The organism is Candidatus Aquarickettsia rohweri (assembly GCF_003953955.1).
Lineage (GTDB): Bacteria > Pseudomonadota > Alphaproteobacteria > Rickettsiales > Midichloriaceae > Aquirickettsia > Aquirickettsia rohweri.
The window spans coordinates 1-16,905 of record NZ_RXFM01000002.1; the positions used below are offsets into that span (position 1 = coordinate 1).

At 26.4% G+C, this 16,905-nt stretch carries 15 protein-coding genes; 8 read left to right on the forward strand and 7 right to left on the reverse strand.

Features of this window, described 5'->3' with window-relative positions; translation table 11 throughout:
• On the reverse strand, positions 1–157 hold a 157-nt coding region (gene tnpA / locus EIC27_RS08015; RefSeq protein WP_410519448.1), incomplete at its 3' end, for an IS66 family insertion sequence element accessory protein TnpA.
• A gap of 358 nt (positions 158–515) precedes the next feature.
• On the opposite strand from tnpA, the gene EIC27_RS00160 reads away from it, so the two are divergent.
• The 5 genes from EIC27_RS00160 to EIC27_RS00180 all read left to right on the forward strand — a co-directional run bounded on the left by EIC27_RS00160 (position 516) and on the right by EIC27_RS00180 (position 5,662).
• On the forward strand, positions 516–1,601 hold the full coding sequence (locus tag EIC27_RS00160) for a glycoside hydrolase family 3 protein (protein WP_126044147.1): 1,086 nt from the start codon (positions 516–518) through the stop codon (positions 1,599–1,601).
• Between the two features lie 127 nt (positions 1,602–1,728).
• Complete coding sequence (locus EIC27_RS00165) at positions 1,729–2,058, forward strand: BON domain-containing protein (protein ID WP_126044148.1); 330 nt, start codon at positions 1,729–1,731, stop codon at positions 2,056–2,058.
• Positions 2,059–2,060: 2 nt separating this feature from the next.
• Complete coding sequence (locus tag EIC27_RS00170) at positions 2,061–2,537, forward strand: Dps family protein (protein WP_126044149.1); 477 nt, start codon at positions 2,061–2,063, stop codon at positions 2,535–2,537.
• Positions 2,538–2,558: 21 nt separating this feature from the next.
• A complete protein-coding gene (locus EIC27_RS00175; protein ID WP_126044150.1) occupies positions 2,559–3,962 on the forward strand; it encodes a mannose-1-phosphate guanylyltransferase/mannose-6-phosphate isomerase in 1,404 nt (467 codons plus the stop codon).
• A gap of 428 nt (positions 3,963–4,390) precedes the next feature.
• The gene (locus tag EIC27_RS00180) at positions 4,391–5,662 is read left to right on the forward strand and encodes a DNA polymerase Y family protein (protein ID WP_126044151.1); all 1,272 of its coding nucleotides are present in this window, start codon (positions 4,391–4,393) and stop codon (positions 5,660–5,662) included.
• A 24-nt stretch (positions 5,663–5,686) separates the two neighbouring features.
• On the opposite strand, the gene EIC27_RS00185 is transcribed toward EIC27_RS00180, so the two are convergent.
• On the reverse strand, positions 5,687–6,751 hold the full coding sequence (locus EIC27_RS00185) for a patatin-like phospholipase family protein (protein WP_126044152.1): 1,065 nt from the start codon (positions 6,749–6,751) through the stop codon (positions 5,687–5,689).
• A 154-nt stretch (positions 6,752–6,905) separates the two neighbouring features.
• On the opposite strand from EIC27_RS00185, the gene EIC27_RS00190 reads away from it, so the two are divergent.
• From EIC27_RS00190 to EIC27_RS00200, 3 genes are read left to right on the forward strand one after another with little or no spacing between them, the layout of a single operon-like run.
• Positions 6,906–8,780, forward strand: coding sequence for a type IV secretory system conjugative DNA transfer family protein (locus EIC27_RS00190; RefSeq protein ID WP_126044153.1), 1,875 nt, complete (start codon positions 6,906–6,908; stop codon positions 8,778–8,780).
• Positions 8,781–8,783: 3 nt separating this feature from the next.
• Entirely contained in the window at positions 8,784–10,196 is a 1,413-nt protein-coding gene (locus EIC27_RS00195) for a UDP-N-acetylmuramoyl-L-alanyl-D-glutamate--2,6-diaminopimelate ligase (protein ID WP_126044154.1), read from the forward strand.
• Between the two features lie 20 nt (positions 10,197–10,216).
• The gene (locus EIC27_RS00200; RefSeq protein ID WP_126044155.1) at positions 10,217–11,308 is read left to right on the forward strand and encodes a glycosyltransferase; all 1,092 of its coding nucleotides are present in this window, start codon (positions 10,217–10,219) and stop codon (positions 11,306–11,308) included.
• A 5-nt stretch (positions 11,309–11,313) separates the two neighbouring features.
• Here the strand turns inward: EIC27_RS00200 and EIC27_RS00205 are convergent, their stop codons facing one another.
• The 5 genes from EIC27_RS00205 to EIC27_RS00225 all read right to left on the reverse strand — a co-directional run bounded on the left by EIC27_RS00205 (position 11,314) and on the right by EIC27_RS00225 (position 16,736).
• The gene (locus EIC27_RS00205) at positions 11,314–12,753 is read right to left on the reverse strand and encodes a replicative DNA helicase (RefSeq protein WP_126044156.1); all 1,440 of its coding nucleotides are present in this window, start codon (positions 12,751–12,753) and stop codon (positions 11,314–11,316) included.
• Positions 12,743–13,786, reverse strand: a complete 1,044-nt coding sequence (gene hemE / locus EIC27_RS00210; RefSeq protein ID WP_126044157.1) for a uroporphyrinogen decarboxylase — start codon at positions 13,784–13,786, stop codon at positions 12,743–12,745. Before hemE ends, EIC27_RS00205 begins: the two co-directional genes overlap by 11 nt.
• A 217-nt stretch (positions 13,787–14,003) precedes the next feature.
• Positions 14,004–14,825 carry a YihY/virulence factor BrkB family protein gene (locus EIC27_RS00215; RefSeq protein WP_162298282.1) on the reverse strand — a complete coding sequence of 274 codons (822 nt, stop codon included), beginning with the start codon at positions 14,823–14,825 and terminating at the stop codon, positions 14,004–14,006.
• A gap of 40 nt (positions 14,826–14,865) precedes the next feature.
• A complete protein-coding gene (locus tag EIC27_RS00220; RefSeq protein WP_126044159.1) occupies positions 14,866–15,738 on the reverse strand; it encodes a bifunctional 5,10-methylenetetrahydrofolate dehydrogenase/5,10-methenyltetrahydrofolate cyclohydrolase in 873 nt (290 codons plus the stop codon).
• Complete coding sequence (locus EIC27_RS00225; RefSeq protein ID WP_126044160.1) at positions 15,735–16,736, reverse strand: NAD(P)/FAD-dependent oxidoreductase; 1,002 nt, start codon at positions 16,734–16,736, stop codon at positions 15,735–15,737. The genes EIC27_RS00220 and EIC27_RS00225 overlap by 4 nt, the downstream gene beginning before the upstream one ends.
• Between the last annotated feature and the right edge of the window lie 169 nt (positions 16,737–16,905).

Consider the following 16,905-nt stretch of genomic DNA (forward strand, 5'->3'; position numbering starts at 1 on the left):
CTACAAGAATTCTGTGCCATTTATAAAATGTACTTCTCGGCACATTCTTTTGCTTACAAAATTCATATTTACTTACATTACTTTTTTTATATTCTTCTACTAGCTCTTTCCATTTTTCATTACTTATTCTTTTTTTCTTTTTTTCTAATAGCATCATTAGCCTCTATTTTTTTAGGCTTTTGTTCTACCACTTATTTTTATTCTTGCCTAGATGCCCTTATTTTAGCGCTTACTGTATTACTTCATTAAACATGAAGATATTTCAGATGAAAAAATTGTAGAATTTGCAAAGTTAAATCCTCCAGCACTTGATGAAGATGCACATTTTAAAGGTAAACCTATAGTTAGTGCTATGAAGGATAGTAAAACAGAACTTGCAGATACGCTAATAGAAGTTTTAGATGAGTATTAAAATTCTCATATAGAACATCCTGATTTGTAGATATAGATTCTACGTAGATTAATAATTATAAATATGGCATTATTGATAGCAAAGTTATAAAATATTTAATGCTATGGTGCAAGATAATGAGTTAACTCTAAAACAAAAAATAGCTGCGATGTTGATGTTTGGCTTTAGAGGGTCAAATGTTGAAGATCAAGGTGTGGTTGAGATAGTGAGTGATATAACTAAATTAGGACTAGGAGGAGTGTTATTATTTAATTATAATGTTGAGTCTCCTAACCAATTAACTTCTTTAACCAGCGCTCTCAAACAAGCAGACCCAAAAATATTAATAGCTGTAGATCAAGAAGGAGGAAAAGTTCAAAGGTTAAGTTCAAAAAATGGGTTTAGGAGTTTTGATACAGCAAAAAAAATTGCAAAAAATTATAGTCTTGAAGAAGCTTATAGCACTTACTTTGAGATGGCAAAAATACTTAAAAATTATGGTATTAATTTCAATTTTGCTCCTTGTGTTGATGTAGATACTAATCCTACTTGCAGTGTAATTGGAGGATATGAAAGAAGTTTTAGTGATAACCCAGAAACAGTAATTCATTATTCAAAACAATTTATAGATGCTCATAAAGAGCATAAAATAGTTACTACTTTAAAACATTTTCCAGGTCATGGTTATGCTAGAGGTGATACTCATCAAGGATTGGTTGATATGACTAATTCAGCAAATCCAAATATTGAATTAAAACCATATCAGGAACTATTTAAAGAATCTTCGTATATAGCAGTAATGACCGCTCATATTAAAAATTATAATTTAGATCCTGAAGGTTTACCAGCAACTATGTCTAAAGAAATAATTACAGGCTTATTAAGAGAAAAACTTGGATTTCAAGGTGTAGTTGTCACTGATGCTTTAGAAATGGGTGCAATAAAAGCACATTATAAATTAAAAGATGTAATATGCCATGCAATTAATGCTGGAAATGATATTTTAGTTTTTACTAGAAACTCTGCTGCTTCCCCTAATTCAGAAGAAAAAGATTTATGGGATACAAGTCCTGAAAAAGTTATTAATATTATTGAACTAGCAATATCAAACGGTGATATTTTAAAAGAAAGAATAGATGAGTCATACGCAAGAATAATTAAACTTCAAGAGTTAATTAATACAGAACAGATCTGTGAATATGAATTATAATATTTTTTATTCAAAATAAATACATATAAATAAATACATATAAATTAAAAAAATTTTAGTCAGGGGTTTACAAATTTAATTATAATAATTACCCTTACACTATAAATTAATCTACTGAGGTAAGATTATGAATGTAAAATTTATAAATAATAAATTTAAGTTATCATTTTGTTTATTATTAATATCGGTATTTTTCTTAACAGCTTGTGATATTGTTAACAAAGGGCAATTACCAAGCAAATATCTTGATGATGTAGTGCTAACAACAAAAATTAAGTCAAATATTCTTACTACAAAGGATATTAGATCAAATGATATTCATATTGAATCTTATAATAATACTGTACAAATTACAGGATTTGTTAAAGATAAAAAGACTTATAACAAAGTATATGATATTGTAAGGAATACTGAAGGAGTAAAAAAAGTAGTTAATAACTTAATCATTAGAAAATAGTAATGGGAAACAATATTTCAATAAATAAAGAAGATCTAAACAAAAATTACAATGTATTATTAAAATTATTAGCTTCTGAATATGTTTTATACCTTAACACTCTTAGTGCTCATTGGAACATTACAGGAAGCAGTTTTGCAAGCATTCATGTACTATTAGAAAAACAGTATGAATCTATTAAAAATATAATAGATGATACAGCTGAAAGAATAAGGATTTTAGGATATAAAGTGCCAGTATCTAATTCTAAATATTTGCATGATGCTGAAATTAATAATATATCGGAAAGTTTAAATTTTATAGATACTGTAAAATCTTTATGTAAATCTTATGAAGATATAATTAATTTATTACGTCAAAGTATCAAAGAAATAGAAAAAACTGATGATTTTGGAACTGAAGATTTATTGGTAAGTACATTAAAAGAGCACGAAAAAAGCTTATGGATGCTTGATAGTCATTTACAAAAATCAGCTTAAAATTATAAAATTGAGTTTTAAATGAAAATTACTCCTATAATATTAGCAGGAGGCAATGGATCGAGGTTATGGCCTCTCTCTAGAAAGAATCATCCAAAACAATTCCTTGAAATAAAAGATGGAATAAATTTTTTTCAAAATACAGTAAAAAGAGTCAGTGATAATAATATATTTAATGACCCTATTATCATTTGTGGACAAAGTCATAGATGGCAAATAGAAGATTCCTTAAAAAAAATAAATATAAATAAATATCATATTATTTTAGAGCCAACTTCTAAGAATACAGCTGCTCCAATTATTGCAGCAAGTTTATTTTTGAAAGAAGAAAATAGTAAAATCCTTATATTGCCTATAGATCATATGATAAAAAATGAAGATCGTTTTATAAATAATGTAGTTGCTGCTGTTGAGAAAGGGAATGATTTTATAGTTACATTTGGTATTAAGTTTAACAAGTGCAATCCATCGTTTGGCTATTTACAAAAAGGCCAGGTAATAGAAAATTCCAACTTAATGAAAGTATCAAAATTTGTTGAAAAACCAGAAAATATTGCTTCAGAAGCAATTACTTCAGAAGAATATCTTTTGAATACAGGAATTTTATTAACTTCTCCTAAAACTTTAATTGATGAGATAAATTTGTATGAAATAGATTTGTTAAAATATGTCAAAGAATCTCTTGATAATGCCAAAGTAAACCATAATGTAATAGAACTTGAAAAAAGTAATTATAGTAATTGTAAAAGCATTTCTATTGACTACGCATTATTAGAAAAGAGTGAAAAATTAGCAGCTTTTCAAGCAACATTTGATTGGGCAGATATTGGATCATTTTACTCATTTGATAACTTAATTCATAAAGATGCTAATAACAATAGTGTAAAAGGTAATGGAATATTTATTGATAGCAAAAATTGCTACATAAATTCAGAAAAATTATTTACCGCGGTAATAAGCCTAAAAGATGCAAAGATTATTTCAACAAAAGATACAGTTATTGCTTTTCATAAAAATGATGTTGCTAAAATTCGAAAGGTATATTCTCTTTTAGAAATTGAAGGACATAATGATTTAATAGAGGGTAATATAGAATATAGACCATGGGGATATTATGAGAATCTAGTAATTTCAAGAGGATATAAAATCAAAAAAATAATTGTAAATCAAGGGGGCAAATTATCTTTGCAAAGTCATGACTTTAGATCCGAACAGTGGACTGTTATAAAAGGTATCGCAACTGTTACAATAGATGAAAAAGTTTTTCAATTAACTAAGCATCAATCTACTTTTATACCTGTTAAAGCTAAGCATAGATTAGAAAATTGTCATGATGAAATTTTAGAAATTATAGAAATTCAAATTGGTGAAAAATTGATAGAAAGTGATATACATAGGTATGAAGATATATATGAGAGAGTTTAAAATATATTATATTATGGTCTATTGCAAACAGCAAAAGAGGTTAAAAATTAATAAAAGATATTTGACTTGGAGTCTGTCATATAATTTGTGCAACAAAGTCAAAACAAATATCTCAACAGCATGATATAAGGTAATCACAAATTTATAAAGAAACAAACAGACCTATACTTGTCTTCAAATCCTTCATAAGTACTGCCAAGACCATTACAGGAATAGAGGCATATGATTAAAAAAAGACTGCTTGCTAACAACGATAACTATAAAGTATACAACGGAAAAATAATTTGGTATTGTATTAAAATTTAAAGCACAACATTTTTTAAGTCAAAAAAACGAAGCAAAATTGTCATTATTGATTTTAAGATTTAGGAATGCCTAAAACAATTAGTATTGCCTAAAAAATACGAAAACAGCTAGCTATAGTATTTATGCAACAAAGTTCATTAAATTGGTTATATCTAGATTTAAATAGTTATTTTGCCACTATAGAGCAGCAAATCAACCCATCTTACAGAAATAAACCAGTTGCGGTAGTGCCATGTGATACTGATACAACATGTGCTATAGCAGCTAGCTATGAAGCTAAATTAAAGGGAGTTACAACAGGAACTATTATTAGAAAGGCAAAAAAACTAATTCCAAATTTAATATGCATTCCTGCTAAACACCAACTATATATGGAATACCACAATAAAATATTACAAGAAATAGATAAGCATATTTATATAGATTATGTGTTATCTATAGATGAATGTGCTTGCAAAATTACTGGAAAATATAATGGTGAACAAGAAGCAGTTAAACTTGCAAAAAATATTAAGCATGGGATTATTAAAAATGTAGGTGAATACATAAAATGTTCAATTGGAATTGCTCCAAATAGATTCATTGCAAAAATAGCAACTGATATACAAAAACCAGATGGTTTGATAGTACTCAAAAGTACTGATATACTACAAACCTTATGCTCCTTATCTCTAAGAGATTTACCAGGAATAGGAAAAAATATACATGCAAAATTATTGTATAATGGTATTTCTACAGTAGAAGAGCTATATAAGCTTGATTCATCATCCCTTAGAAGAGCTTTCGGTAGCATTTTAGGCGAGAGGTATTGGTATATGCTAAGAGGAATAGAATTACCTGATATTGAGACAAAAAGCAAATCTATTAGTAATAGCCAAGTTCTTCATCCAAATTTGAGAAATGCTAATTCTGCAAGAATAATAGCTCATAGGTTATTGCTAAAAGCAGCAAGTAGATTAAGAAGGTTAAACTACTCTTGTAAAGCAATAATCATAAGTATAAATACAACAGATAACAAACGTTATAAAAGTAGAATTAAATTTACAAATTTATCTGATAGCATATCTCTATCAAATAAAATGCTTGGTAATTGGAATGAATTAGTAAATCAAAACAAAATTAATGTAATAAAGAAGGTATCAATAACATTAACTAATATTGATATAAAAAATTATAAATCAAGACAAGGATGCTTATTTGATGAAAATAATGATTGTCATATTTATAAAAAGAAAAAAAGAGAAAGAATTTCTAAAATTATAGATAAGCTAAACGCAAAATATGGTAAAGATACAGTATGTATAGGCGTGTTGCCTATTGATAGTAAAAAATATCATACTGGAACTAAGATCGCATTTGGAACAGTTCCAATATCACAGGATTTTAACGAGTAATATCACTAATACCATCATAGGATTTTAGTGTTTCAACGCTTCTATTGCTTTTTTAAAATCACTACTGTTATGTGTATATTTTTTAGCAATAATAGATAACTTATTAATTGTGTTTGGATTTGTATCATCTACAGAACTTAAGTTTTTTGGTATAAGTGGGTCTAATCTAAAATAGTTAGGAAATAGTTTTTGCCCTTGTATAGCATCTGAAATTGCATCTGCATGTATGATTAAGTCTACAATATTTGGCTTTGATATCACCCATCCAGTAAAACCATAATTTAACATATTGTTTATTTTTTCTGAATCATCTAAATTCATACGCCCTGGCCCTATACTTATAATTAAAATATCATCTTTCTTTAAATGTGGCTTTATTTCTATAAGTTCTGCTATACCTGTCATTAAAGGGTTTGCATCAAAAATTCCTCCATCTATATCATGCATTATAGAACCATCTTTTTTAACAGTAATCTTTGGAGCAAAAAATATTGGAGCAGAAGCTGTAGCACCAACTGCATCTCTTAAATAGTAATCTAAATTTGGATCTTTTTGTGCTTTAAAGGTAGACCAAATATTTGGTTTGCCAGTATTTAAGCTGAATGAAAGAAGTGTTATTGGCTTTAAAGTATTAGTTAAAGTATTATTTTTAAATTCCTCTAAAAATATTTTATCCATAATTTTTCTATCATAAATTGGAGAAAAAATTCCAAATGAATACCAATTTCTATCAAAAATTATATTCATGTATTTTTTATAAATTTTTGCAACTTCTGTCACGTTATAAATTGGATTACCATTATCATCTTTTAAATTCAATAATGAAGCTATTATGCCTCCTGCAGAACTTCCAACAAAATAATCAAAAACTTCGCTAATTGGTTTGCTCAATTGTTTTTCTAATGCACATAATATTTCTAGAGATACAACTCCATTAATCCCTCCACTATCAATACTTAAAATTTTGTATTTAAAATTTTTCTGTGAATTGGTAACATTTAATGATTCATCTGCATAGGATAAATTATTATTAGCTAATATAAATAAGATAATAACTAAGATAAGTAGTTTTTGTTTTATTTTGACCATATTAAAAAATAGATTATACTTTATTATTAATTATTATTTCAAAATTGGAACTAAAATTTTATTTTTAGCAATGAAAATTTTATAAGAACTTGGTATTCAAATAAATTTGTTATATGTTTTTATTAAATAATATATTTGAAAGTGAATACTTACAATGAATGATTTTAGCAATGCTTTCAGAAACTTCGTTTTAGCAACTTTACTGGGCTTATTTTTATTTATTCTTAGCTTATATTTTTCATCTCTTATTGTAACTTATGCAGTATATAAACAATTAAGTCTAGACTTTGCTTTGTCAACTCAACCTTTCAATGCATTATATGGTTTAATAATATTTTGGATCAACAATTTCCAGGCTATTAACTTAGAATATGATGATTACCTTATTGCTAAAATTACTGGTTCAATATTAATTCCAATGTTCATAATAGGTTTTTTAACATGGAAGTATAAATCAGCAATTTATGAATTAAGACCATACAGGAAAAAGGAATCTGTACATGGTGATGCAAGGTGGGCTACAGAAGAAGATATAAAAAAGGCTAATCTTAGAGTTAAAAAAGGAATGCTGCTTGGAGAAGATAAAAAAGGTTATTTAGTTGCAGATGGCTATCAACATACATTGCTTTTTGCTCCAACAGGTTCTGGTAAAGGTGTAGGTTTTGTAATACCTAATTTGCTTTATTGGGAAAATTCTGTTGTTGTTCATGATATAAAATTGGAAAACTATGAGCTAACATCTGGTTGGAGGTCAAAAAAGGGACAAGAAGTTTTTGTGTGGAGTCCTGCTGATCCTGATGGTAATACTCACTGTTATAATCCTATTGATTGGGTTAGTAGTAAGCCAGGGCAAATGGTAGATGATGTCCAAAAAATTGCTAGCCTTATAATGCCAGAGAAAGAATTTTGGAATAATGAGACTCGTTCCTTATTTGTTGGTGTAGTTTTATATTTAATAGCTGATAAAAATAAGATCAAATCATTTGGGGAAGTTGTGAGAACCATGAGAAGTGATGATGTAGTATATAATTTAGCTGTGGTTCTTGACACTATGGGAAATGAAATACATCCAGTTGCATATATGAATATTGCGGCATTTCTTCAAAAAGCTGATAAAGAGAGATCTGGTGTAATTTCAACTATGAACTCTAATTTAGAGCTTTGGTCAAACCCATTGATTGATACTGCAACAGCTTCTAGTGACTTTAACGTATTAGAATTTAAGAAAAAGCTTACAACGGTTTATGTTGGATTAACTCCAGATAACTTAAAAAGACTACAGCCACTCATGCAAGTATTTTATCAGCAAGCAACTGAGTTCTTATCAAGAAAGTTACCTAGTGACAATGAGCCATATGGTGTTATGTTTATGATGGATGAGTTTCCTACACTTGGTAAAATGGAGCAATTTATGACTGGTATTGCTTATTTTCGTGGTTATCATGTAAGATTATTCTTAATTATTCAGGATACTCAGCAGCTTAAGGGAATATATGAAGAGCATGGCATGAACTCATTTTTATCAAATTCAACTTATAGGATTACTTTTGCTGCAAACAATTATGAGACTGCAAATTTAATATCTCAATTATGTGGTAATAAAACAGTTGAGCAAGTGTCTCAGAATAAACCTAAATTTTTGGATTTTAATCCTGCTTCGAGATCCCTTAGTGTTTCTAAAACTCAAAGAGCATTGCTACTTCCACAAGAAGTTATTAATTTACCGCGTGATGAGCAAATCTTATTGATTGAGTCTAGTCCACCAATAAAATCTAATAAGATTAAATATTACCAGGATAGCTTTTTTAAAAAAAGACTATTACCTCCAATACCAATACCTCAACAGGAGCCATTTGATATGGAAAAGTTAAGAGCTGGTTTTGCAAGTAATAAAGATAAAGGTGAACAAAAAAATGTTGATGCTCAGGCTAGTAATAATAATGCACAACCTCAAAAGGTTTTAACTGATGATAAAAAAACACATACTGAAGACACTAGTGATAAGATGGAAGATGAGGTTTTTAATTAATTGATGAATTTTCAGGAAATTGCAAAATCAATTAAAGGTATTGAAGATAACTCTATTAATATAAAAAAGGATTATGTATTTTTTGCTTTAAATGGTGAAAAAACCCATGGAGCAAAATTTATTAATGATGCCATTAAGAATGGAGCAAAATTTGTTATAACTGATAAAAAATATACAAAAAAATTAAATAATAATGATGTAAAAATTTTGCAAGTAGATAATCCCAGAAAGTATTTAAGTAAGCTTTTATCAATTTTTTACAGAGAAAAACCAGAAGATATAGTAGCTGTAACTGGTACAAATGGAAAAACTTCTGTAGTGAATTTCTATCAACAGATTTGTGATTTATTAAAATTTAAAAGTGCTTCTATAGGTACATTAGGGCTTATTAATTCTAATAAAGAATATAAATTTAAAGAAAATCTTAGCCTTACATCTCCAATGCATATTCAATTACATAAGCTATTAAAAGAACTATACAATAATAATATTACTCATGTTGCAATAGAAGCATCTAGTCATGGAATAATTCAACATAGGTTGGATAATATTGCTTTTAAAGCTGTTGGTTTTACTAATTTTTCGCAAGATCATCTTGATTATCATTTTACTTTAGAAGCATATTTTAATGCTAAACTCAGAATTTTTAATGAAATTCTTCAAGAAGGTAAATATGCTGTTTTAAATGCAGATATAAATGAATTTGATACAATTCATAAAGTTTGTAAGCAAAGAAATATCAAAGTTATTGAGTATGGTAAAAAAGCTAGAGATTTAGAAATATTATCAAGTAAAGATGGCCGTTGGGAAGTTAAAATTTTTGGAGAAAGATATTTTCTTGAGACAAAAATTAAAGGAACTTTCCAGTTATATAATATTTTATGTGCAGTAGGGCTTGCTATAGCATGTAATTTACCCATTGATAAAATTATTCATAATATAAGTAATATTAAACCTGCAAGAGGTAGGTTAGAATTAGTCAGTAATTATAGTGGTTCTCAAATTTATGTTGATTACGCACATACACCTGATTCACTTAAAACAGTCCTACAAACTTTAAGAAGTATATTTACAGGTAAACTTCATGTGCTATTTGGTTGTGGTGGGCAACGAGATACTAGTAAGAGATTTTTAATGGGAAGTATTGCAAAAAAATTGGCAGACTATGTTATTATTACAGATGATAATCCTAGAGAAGAAGATCCTAGTTTGATAAGAAAGCAAATTTTAAAAGCATGTCCAAAAGCAAAAGAAATTGATGGTAGAGAAAAGGCCATAAAATATGCAATAGGCAATCTTAAAAAGAATGATATTTTACTTATAGCTGGTAAAGGGCATGAAGATTACCAAATTATAGGAAAGAAAAAAATACACTTTAGTGACTTTGAACAAGTTAAAAAATGTGAAAAATGCTAATATTTATTATTAAAAATTAAGTGAAAGTTTATAAATCAGAATTTAAAAACAAAACTAAGGTTTTAATGTCAGTCTCTGGTATGGGATTTGGTGGTACAAAACAAGTGTTTTTAAATTATATCAATATCATTGAAAAAATGGGATGTGACTTAACTTTGCTTGTTAGAAAAAATTCTGCAACTCACAAAAAACTAATTGAAGGATTTCCACACCTTATTAATAAAATTATATTTATAAAGTACTTTAGAATTGACTTACCTTTTTTTAGAAACATTGCCATTTCAGAGTATAAAAAAATATATAATAAACATAAACCTGATATAATAATTTGCCATAAAAGTATAGATGTATATTTTAGTAAAATAAGTCAAATTCCCTCAAAAATTATTGGTATTGCACATGGTTTTATATCAAAAAAATTTATGTATTATATCAAAAATGCTGATACAATTATTGCTGTATCTAAAACTGTATCCAACTATCTAAAAGTTTATTTACCTAAAAGTAGAATTGAACTTTTATATAATTTTATTCCTATATCAAGTAATACTAAAAAGAAAAATAATATTATACCTCTAATTGGTACAATGTGCGTATTTAGAAGAAAAAAAAATATTCCAATGCTGATTAAAGCTGCATATTTATTAAAAAGAAGAGGTATAAAATTTAACTTAATTATTGCAGGTGGAGGACGTCAAAGAATAAATATTTTTTTTCATATTTTACTATATGGTCTAACTAAAGAAGTTAAATTAAAAGGCTGGATTAAAAATAAAAAAGAATTTTTTTCAGGTATTGATATTTTTGCAGTAACTTCAAATACAGAGAGTTTTAATGTAAGTATAATTGAGTCAATGTCTTATGGAGTGCCTGTTATATCTACAAAATGTGGCGGTCCAAATGAAATAATTGAGAATGAAAATATTGGCTTATTAACAAATATTGGTGACGCACTAAAGTTTTCTTATGGATTAGAAAAACTTTTATGTGATGAAAAATATAGGGAAAATCTATCTAATAATGCAAGATTACATGTAGTTAAAAATTATTCTGAAGAATATGCTATTAAATGCCTTGAATCAATTTTTATTAATATTGATAAATTTAAGTAGTTTAATTAGTTCCCTAAATTATCAAATGCTGTTGTTTTATTATCATACCTTAAGCTAAAATTACCAACAGGCCCATTTCTTTGTTTTGCAATAATAATTTGCGCTATATTTTCTACTTTTTCCATTTTTTCTTGCCACTCTAGTAATTTTTTTTCGTCTGTTGCAGGAATTTTTCTACTTAAATAATATTCCTCTCTATAAATAAACATTACTATATCAGCGTCTTGTTCTATGTTTCCACTTTCTCTTAAATCAGATAAAAGCGGCCTTTTATCCTCTCTTGATTCAACAGCTCTAGATAACTGAGATGCAGTTATAACTGGAATATCTAATTCCTTAGCAATTGCTTTCAATCCTTGAGATATTTCTGCTATTTCTTGCACCCTATTTTCTTTATTTCTACTTGTACTACTTATTAGTTGCAAATAATCAATTACTATCATTCCTATATTATGCTGTCTTTTCATCCTTCTTGCCTTTGTCCTAATTGCAGATATTGTTAGTGCTGGTGTATCATCTATAATTATTGGTATTTCCTCCAAATTAGAAATTTGTTCTGAGAGATTTTTAAATTCTTGTTTATTTACTTTTCCTACTCTAATTTTTGAGCCATCTATTTTTGTTTCCATTGCAAGTATTCTAGATGCTAATTGTTCAGCTGACATTTCTAAAGAAAAAAAACTTATAGATTTTTTAACTTTGCTTTTACCTTCTTTATACTCTTTTAAGAATGTTTTTGCTGCTCTTAACGTAATATTTACAGCTAGAGCTGTCTTTCCCATAGAAGGTCTTCCTGCTATTATTATAAGATCTGAATTCTGAAGTCCTCCTGTATATTTATTTAATTCTATATAACCTGTATCACATCCACTTATTTCCTTATTGCTCTTCAAAGATTTTTCTATTCTTTCTAATGCACCTTTTACTGATTCTTTTATGCTGTAAATTTTATTATCATAATTTCCACTACTTGCTAAAGTGTACAATTCATGTTCCAGATTTTCAATTAAATTTCCTGCTTCTTCATCTACTTTTTCCTCCTTTGCTTTTATTATATAATCTTCACCTAAATCTATTATCTTCCTCCTTAAATATGTATCATATATATTTTTTGCTAATGTTTTTATATCTGTATTTAATTGAGCTGATTCCACTAATTTTAATAGATAATCATAACTATTTATTTGTGCTTCTTTAAATATTTCTTCTTTTAAGAAATAATTTTTTAATGTTATTGGATCTGACACTAGTCCTTTATTCATTAATATATTTATTCCTTCATATATTTTAGAATGTAATGGTAAATAAAAGTGTTCCTTCTTAATAATATCTCCTATTTTATTCATGTTTTCGTTATTATTTAATAATAACCCTAATAGATTCTGTTCTGCTTCTGTATTATGTGGTCTAAATACTTTAATAACGTTTTCTTTTTTATCTATCATATGACTTTACTATATTTATTAATTCCTCTACTTTCTCTACTTTTGCTTCTGGTAACATGCCATGACCTAAATTAAATATAAATCTCCCTTTAGAAAAAGTATCTAAAATTTTAATCACTTTATTTTTTAATTCATTTGTTTCACTACAAAGTATTACATTATCTAAATTTCCTTGTATTACTGCATATTTTTGTAATTCTTCTCTTGCCCACTCCATAGGAATTGTATGATCTATTGCTATTATATCAGGATTTACCTTATCTATAAATTTCTTATACTTAACTCCTGCACCTCTTGGAAAAGTATTCACTATTATTTCTCTTTTATATTTTCTTATTTCATTAACTATATCTATTGTTGGTTTTATAACTAAATCATCAAATTCTTCTTCTGCTAATATTCCCGCCCAAGAATCAAATAACTTTATAACCTCTACTCCACTATCTATCTGTCCTTTTAAATAATTAATAGTTTCTATCTTTATTATATTAATTATATTTAAAAACCTTTCCTTATTATTAAAATAATATTTTTTTACGTCATTAAAATCTTTTGATCCCTTTCCTTGTATTATGTAACTAGCTACAGTAAAAGGAGATCCTGCAAATCCTATTATTGCTTTATCCTTATAATTTTTATTTATCTCTTTATTTACTTTATTTATTCCTTCATAAACTTTATTATATATACTTATATCTCTTTTTATTTCCTCTAATTTGTTAATTCTTTTATTAGTATCTTGTTCTAAAAAAACAGGTCCCGATTTTTTTATAAATTCCAAACTTAATCCCATAGCATAAGGAACTATAAGAATATCTGAGAAAATTATTGCCGCATCTATATTGAATCTTTTTAAAGGTTGTATAGTAACCTCTTTCATAGAGTCACTATTCAAACACATATCTAAAAAATAATTATGTTTATTTTTTACATTCCTATATTCTTTTAAATACCTACCTGCTTGTCTCATAAACCATATAGGTATTGATTTATTTAATTTATTATGTACTTCTTCTATAAAAATCTTTTTCATAAATAATATAATTTTATTTTTTAGTATTTATAATATTAGTTTGTTAGTTTAGGTAGTTTAACACTAACTAACATTTATTTCTATTAAGTATGGCATAAAATAACCTATTAAGATAATTAAGGAGTTATAAACAATTTAATAAAATTATTTAAATAACTTTAGTAAAAGTTTATAAGTAATTTATTAACATTAAAATAACATTATTATTCACAATTTTTTATTTTTTAGTATTATAGTAATTATAATTAAATTCTGCGCCAAATATAAATATAATACTACAAAAATAAAAATATAATAAAGCAATAATTACACCCACTATACTTCCATATATTACATTTAACTGTGAAAAAGTTGATATATAATACTTGAATATCTGAGTAAACCAATTCCAAAATATTAGAACTAAAAATATGCCAGGTAAAGTATTAGAGAATTTTTGTTTTTTATTTGGTAAAAAATAGTAAAGAAAATATAATAAGAAAAATCCGTAGCATAGTATTATTATATCTCTTAGTAATTTAGTTTCTTGTTCAAAAGAAATATAGTAGTAAGAATTAGTTATATTAAATTTGATAGCAGTATCAGAAATTAAAGAAGGAAATATTCCAAAAAAGAACATAATTAATATGGTAAAAAATATAATTACAATAAATTCTACTATACTTATAAACCTTCTAAATAAATAAGAAGGAGGCTTAAAAATCCTATTAGATTTATTTAAAATAGTTCTTATAGCCTCAAATATAGAAGAAGCAGTCCAAATTGCACTAAAAACTGCAAGTGTTAATAAACTATGTGGAGGAGTTTTTGTTATTTCAGTAATAGTAGGCTTTAAAAAATAAATTAAATATTCAAATGTCATATTAGTACTATTAGCTATAGAGTTGATAATTTGTTCAGATAAATTTATAGGTATAATGAAGGTAATTATAGCCATAAGAAAGAACAAAAACGGAAATATAGATAGCATTAATAAAAAAGATAAATATCCAGCATGTTCTATTCCATCATGATCTACAGTATCTTTAATAGATTTCACAAAGCATCTAAAAAATTTTTTTATAAATTTAAAGAATATATTAAAAAAATATTTCATCTCTAACTAAATTATTTTGAATATAGAATAATCTTAATGTATTTAACATTAAATTTGCAATAGTAAGTGGACCAATTCCACCAGGAACTGGAGTTATAAATGATGCCTTGTTTTTAACATTATCAAAATCTACATCTCCTATAAGTTTATTATTTACTCTATTAATTCCCACATCTACTACAAATGCATTATCTTTTACCCAACTTTCTTTTACCAAATTGGGTACACCAGCTGCAGATATTAGTATATCTGCATTTTTACATTCGTTTTTAATGTTTTTGGTTTTTGAATGAGTGACTGTGACAGTACAGTTTTCTTTAATTAATATAGATGACATAGGACGTCCTACAATTATAGATCTACCTATTATTACTGCTTTCTTACCAGATAGATCTTTAATATATTTCTTTAAAATATATAATATACCTTGAGGTGTACAAGGCATAATTTCTGATTTCCAATGATTTAATAATCCTGTATTTAAAATTCCAAAACTATCAACATCTTTTTTATAATCAATAGATTTAAATACAATATATTCATTTAAATTATTGCATAAGGGTAATTGTACTAATATGCCTGTAATACTAATATCATTGTTTAAGGAAATAATTAGATTATGTAATTCCTCATTAGTTATTTCTTTATATATATTTATTAATTTTGTATTTATTCCAACTTTTTTTGCGGCTTTTAGTTTGGCTTTTACATAAATTTCGCTAGCAGGGTTGTCTCCAACTAAAACAGTTGCAATTTTTGGTATAAGATTAGTTTGATTAAATTTTTCATTAACTTTATTTTTAACTAACTTAAGTATGTTTTCGGCAAGCAATTTACCATCAATTATATTAGTCATTTATTTTTTGGTATACCTTTTGTAGTAGAATGCTCAAAATGTAAAGCTTTATTTGGATTTATATAACTATAAATGCTATGACAAGCTCTAGCTGATTCAGCAAATCCAGTAAGAATTAGTTTTAATTTTCCAGGATAATTACAAATATCACCAACAGTATAAATTCCTTTTAAATTTGTTTCCATAGTTGCAGGATTAACTTCAATATGATTATTTTTAATGTTTAAATTCCAATTATTAAGAGGTCCTATATTCATAGACATACCAAAAAAGGGAAGTAAATAATCTGATTTAATAGTTTTTATATTACCATCTAAATTTATTACTTCAATACTTTCTAAAAAACCATTTTTACCTGTTATTTTATGTAATTGATATGGTGTAACAAGTTCAAGATTACCATTTTTAGATAAATTTTCTATTTCCTCAACTGTTTTAGGAGATGCTCTAAAATTATTTCTTCTGTGTATTATATAAACCTTTTTTGCAAAATTTTTTGCTAATATTACTGCCCAATCTAATGCTGAATCTCCACCTCCTGCGATAGTAACAATTTTATCTTTATATATATTTGTATTACTTATATGATAAAAAACACTTTTGTTTTCGAAAGATTCAATATTATTTAAAGGAGGTTTTCTAACTTCGAATGTTCCAGCACCAGCTGCTATAATAATTGATTTAGTTTTAATAATATTTTTTTCTGTTTTAATTTTCCAATAGTTATCTTCATTAATAATGTCAGTACATGTTTGATTTAAATATTTTTTTGAATTAAACACATTTGCTTGTTTAGAAAGATTATCTATTAAATTTTTTGCAGTTATAGAACTAAATCCAGCTATATCATATATAGGTTTTTCAGGATATAAAGCACTACATTGGCCACCCATAAAATTTAATGAATCTATAATACACGTCTTCAAGCCAAGCATACCTGCTTGAAAAATAGAAAATACTCCTACTGGACCTGCTCCAATTATTGATATATCGTATATAGTAAGCTCTTTAAATAATTTTATTATGTTTATAAATAATATAATTGATTTAATTGTTCAATAATATTAATAGTAATTGTACGTTATATTTTTATAATATTACTAGTTTGTTTATTTAATAAGTCAATTATATCTAATTTTTTATCTTCTAAAGATATGTCATAAGCTG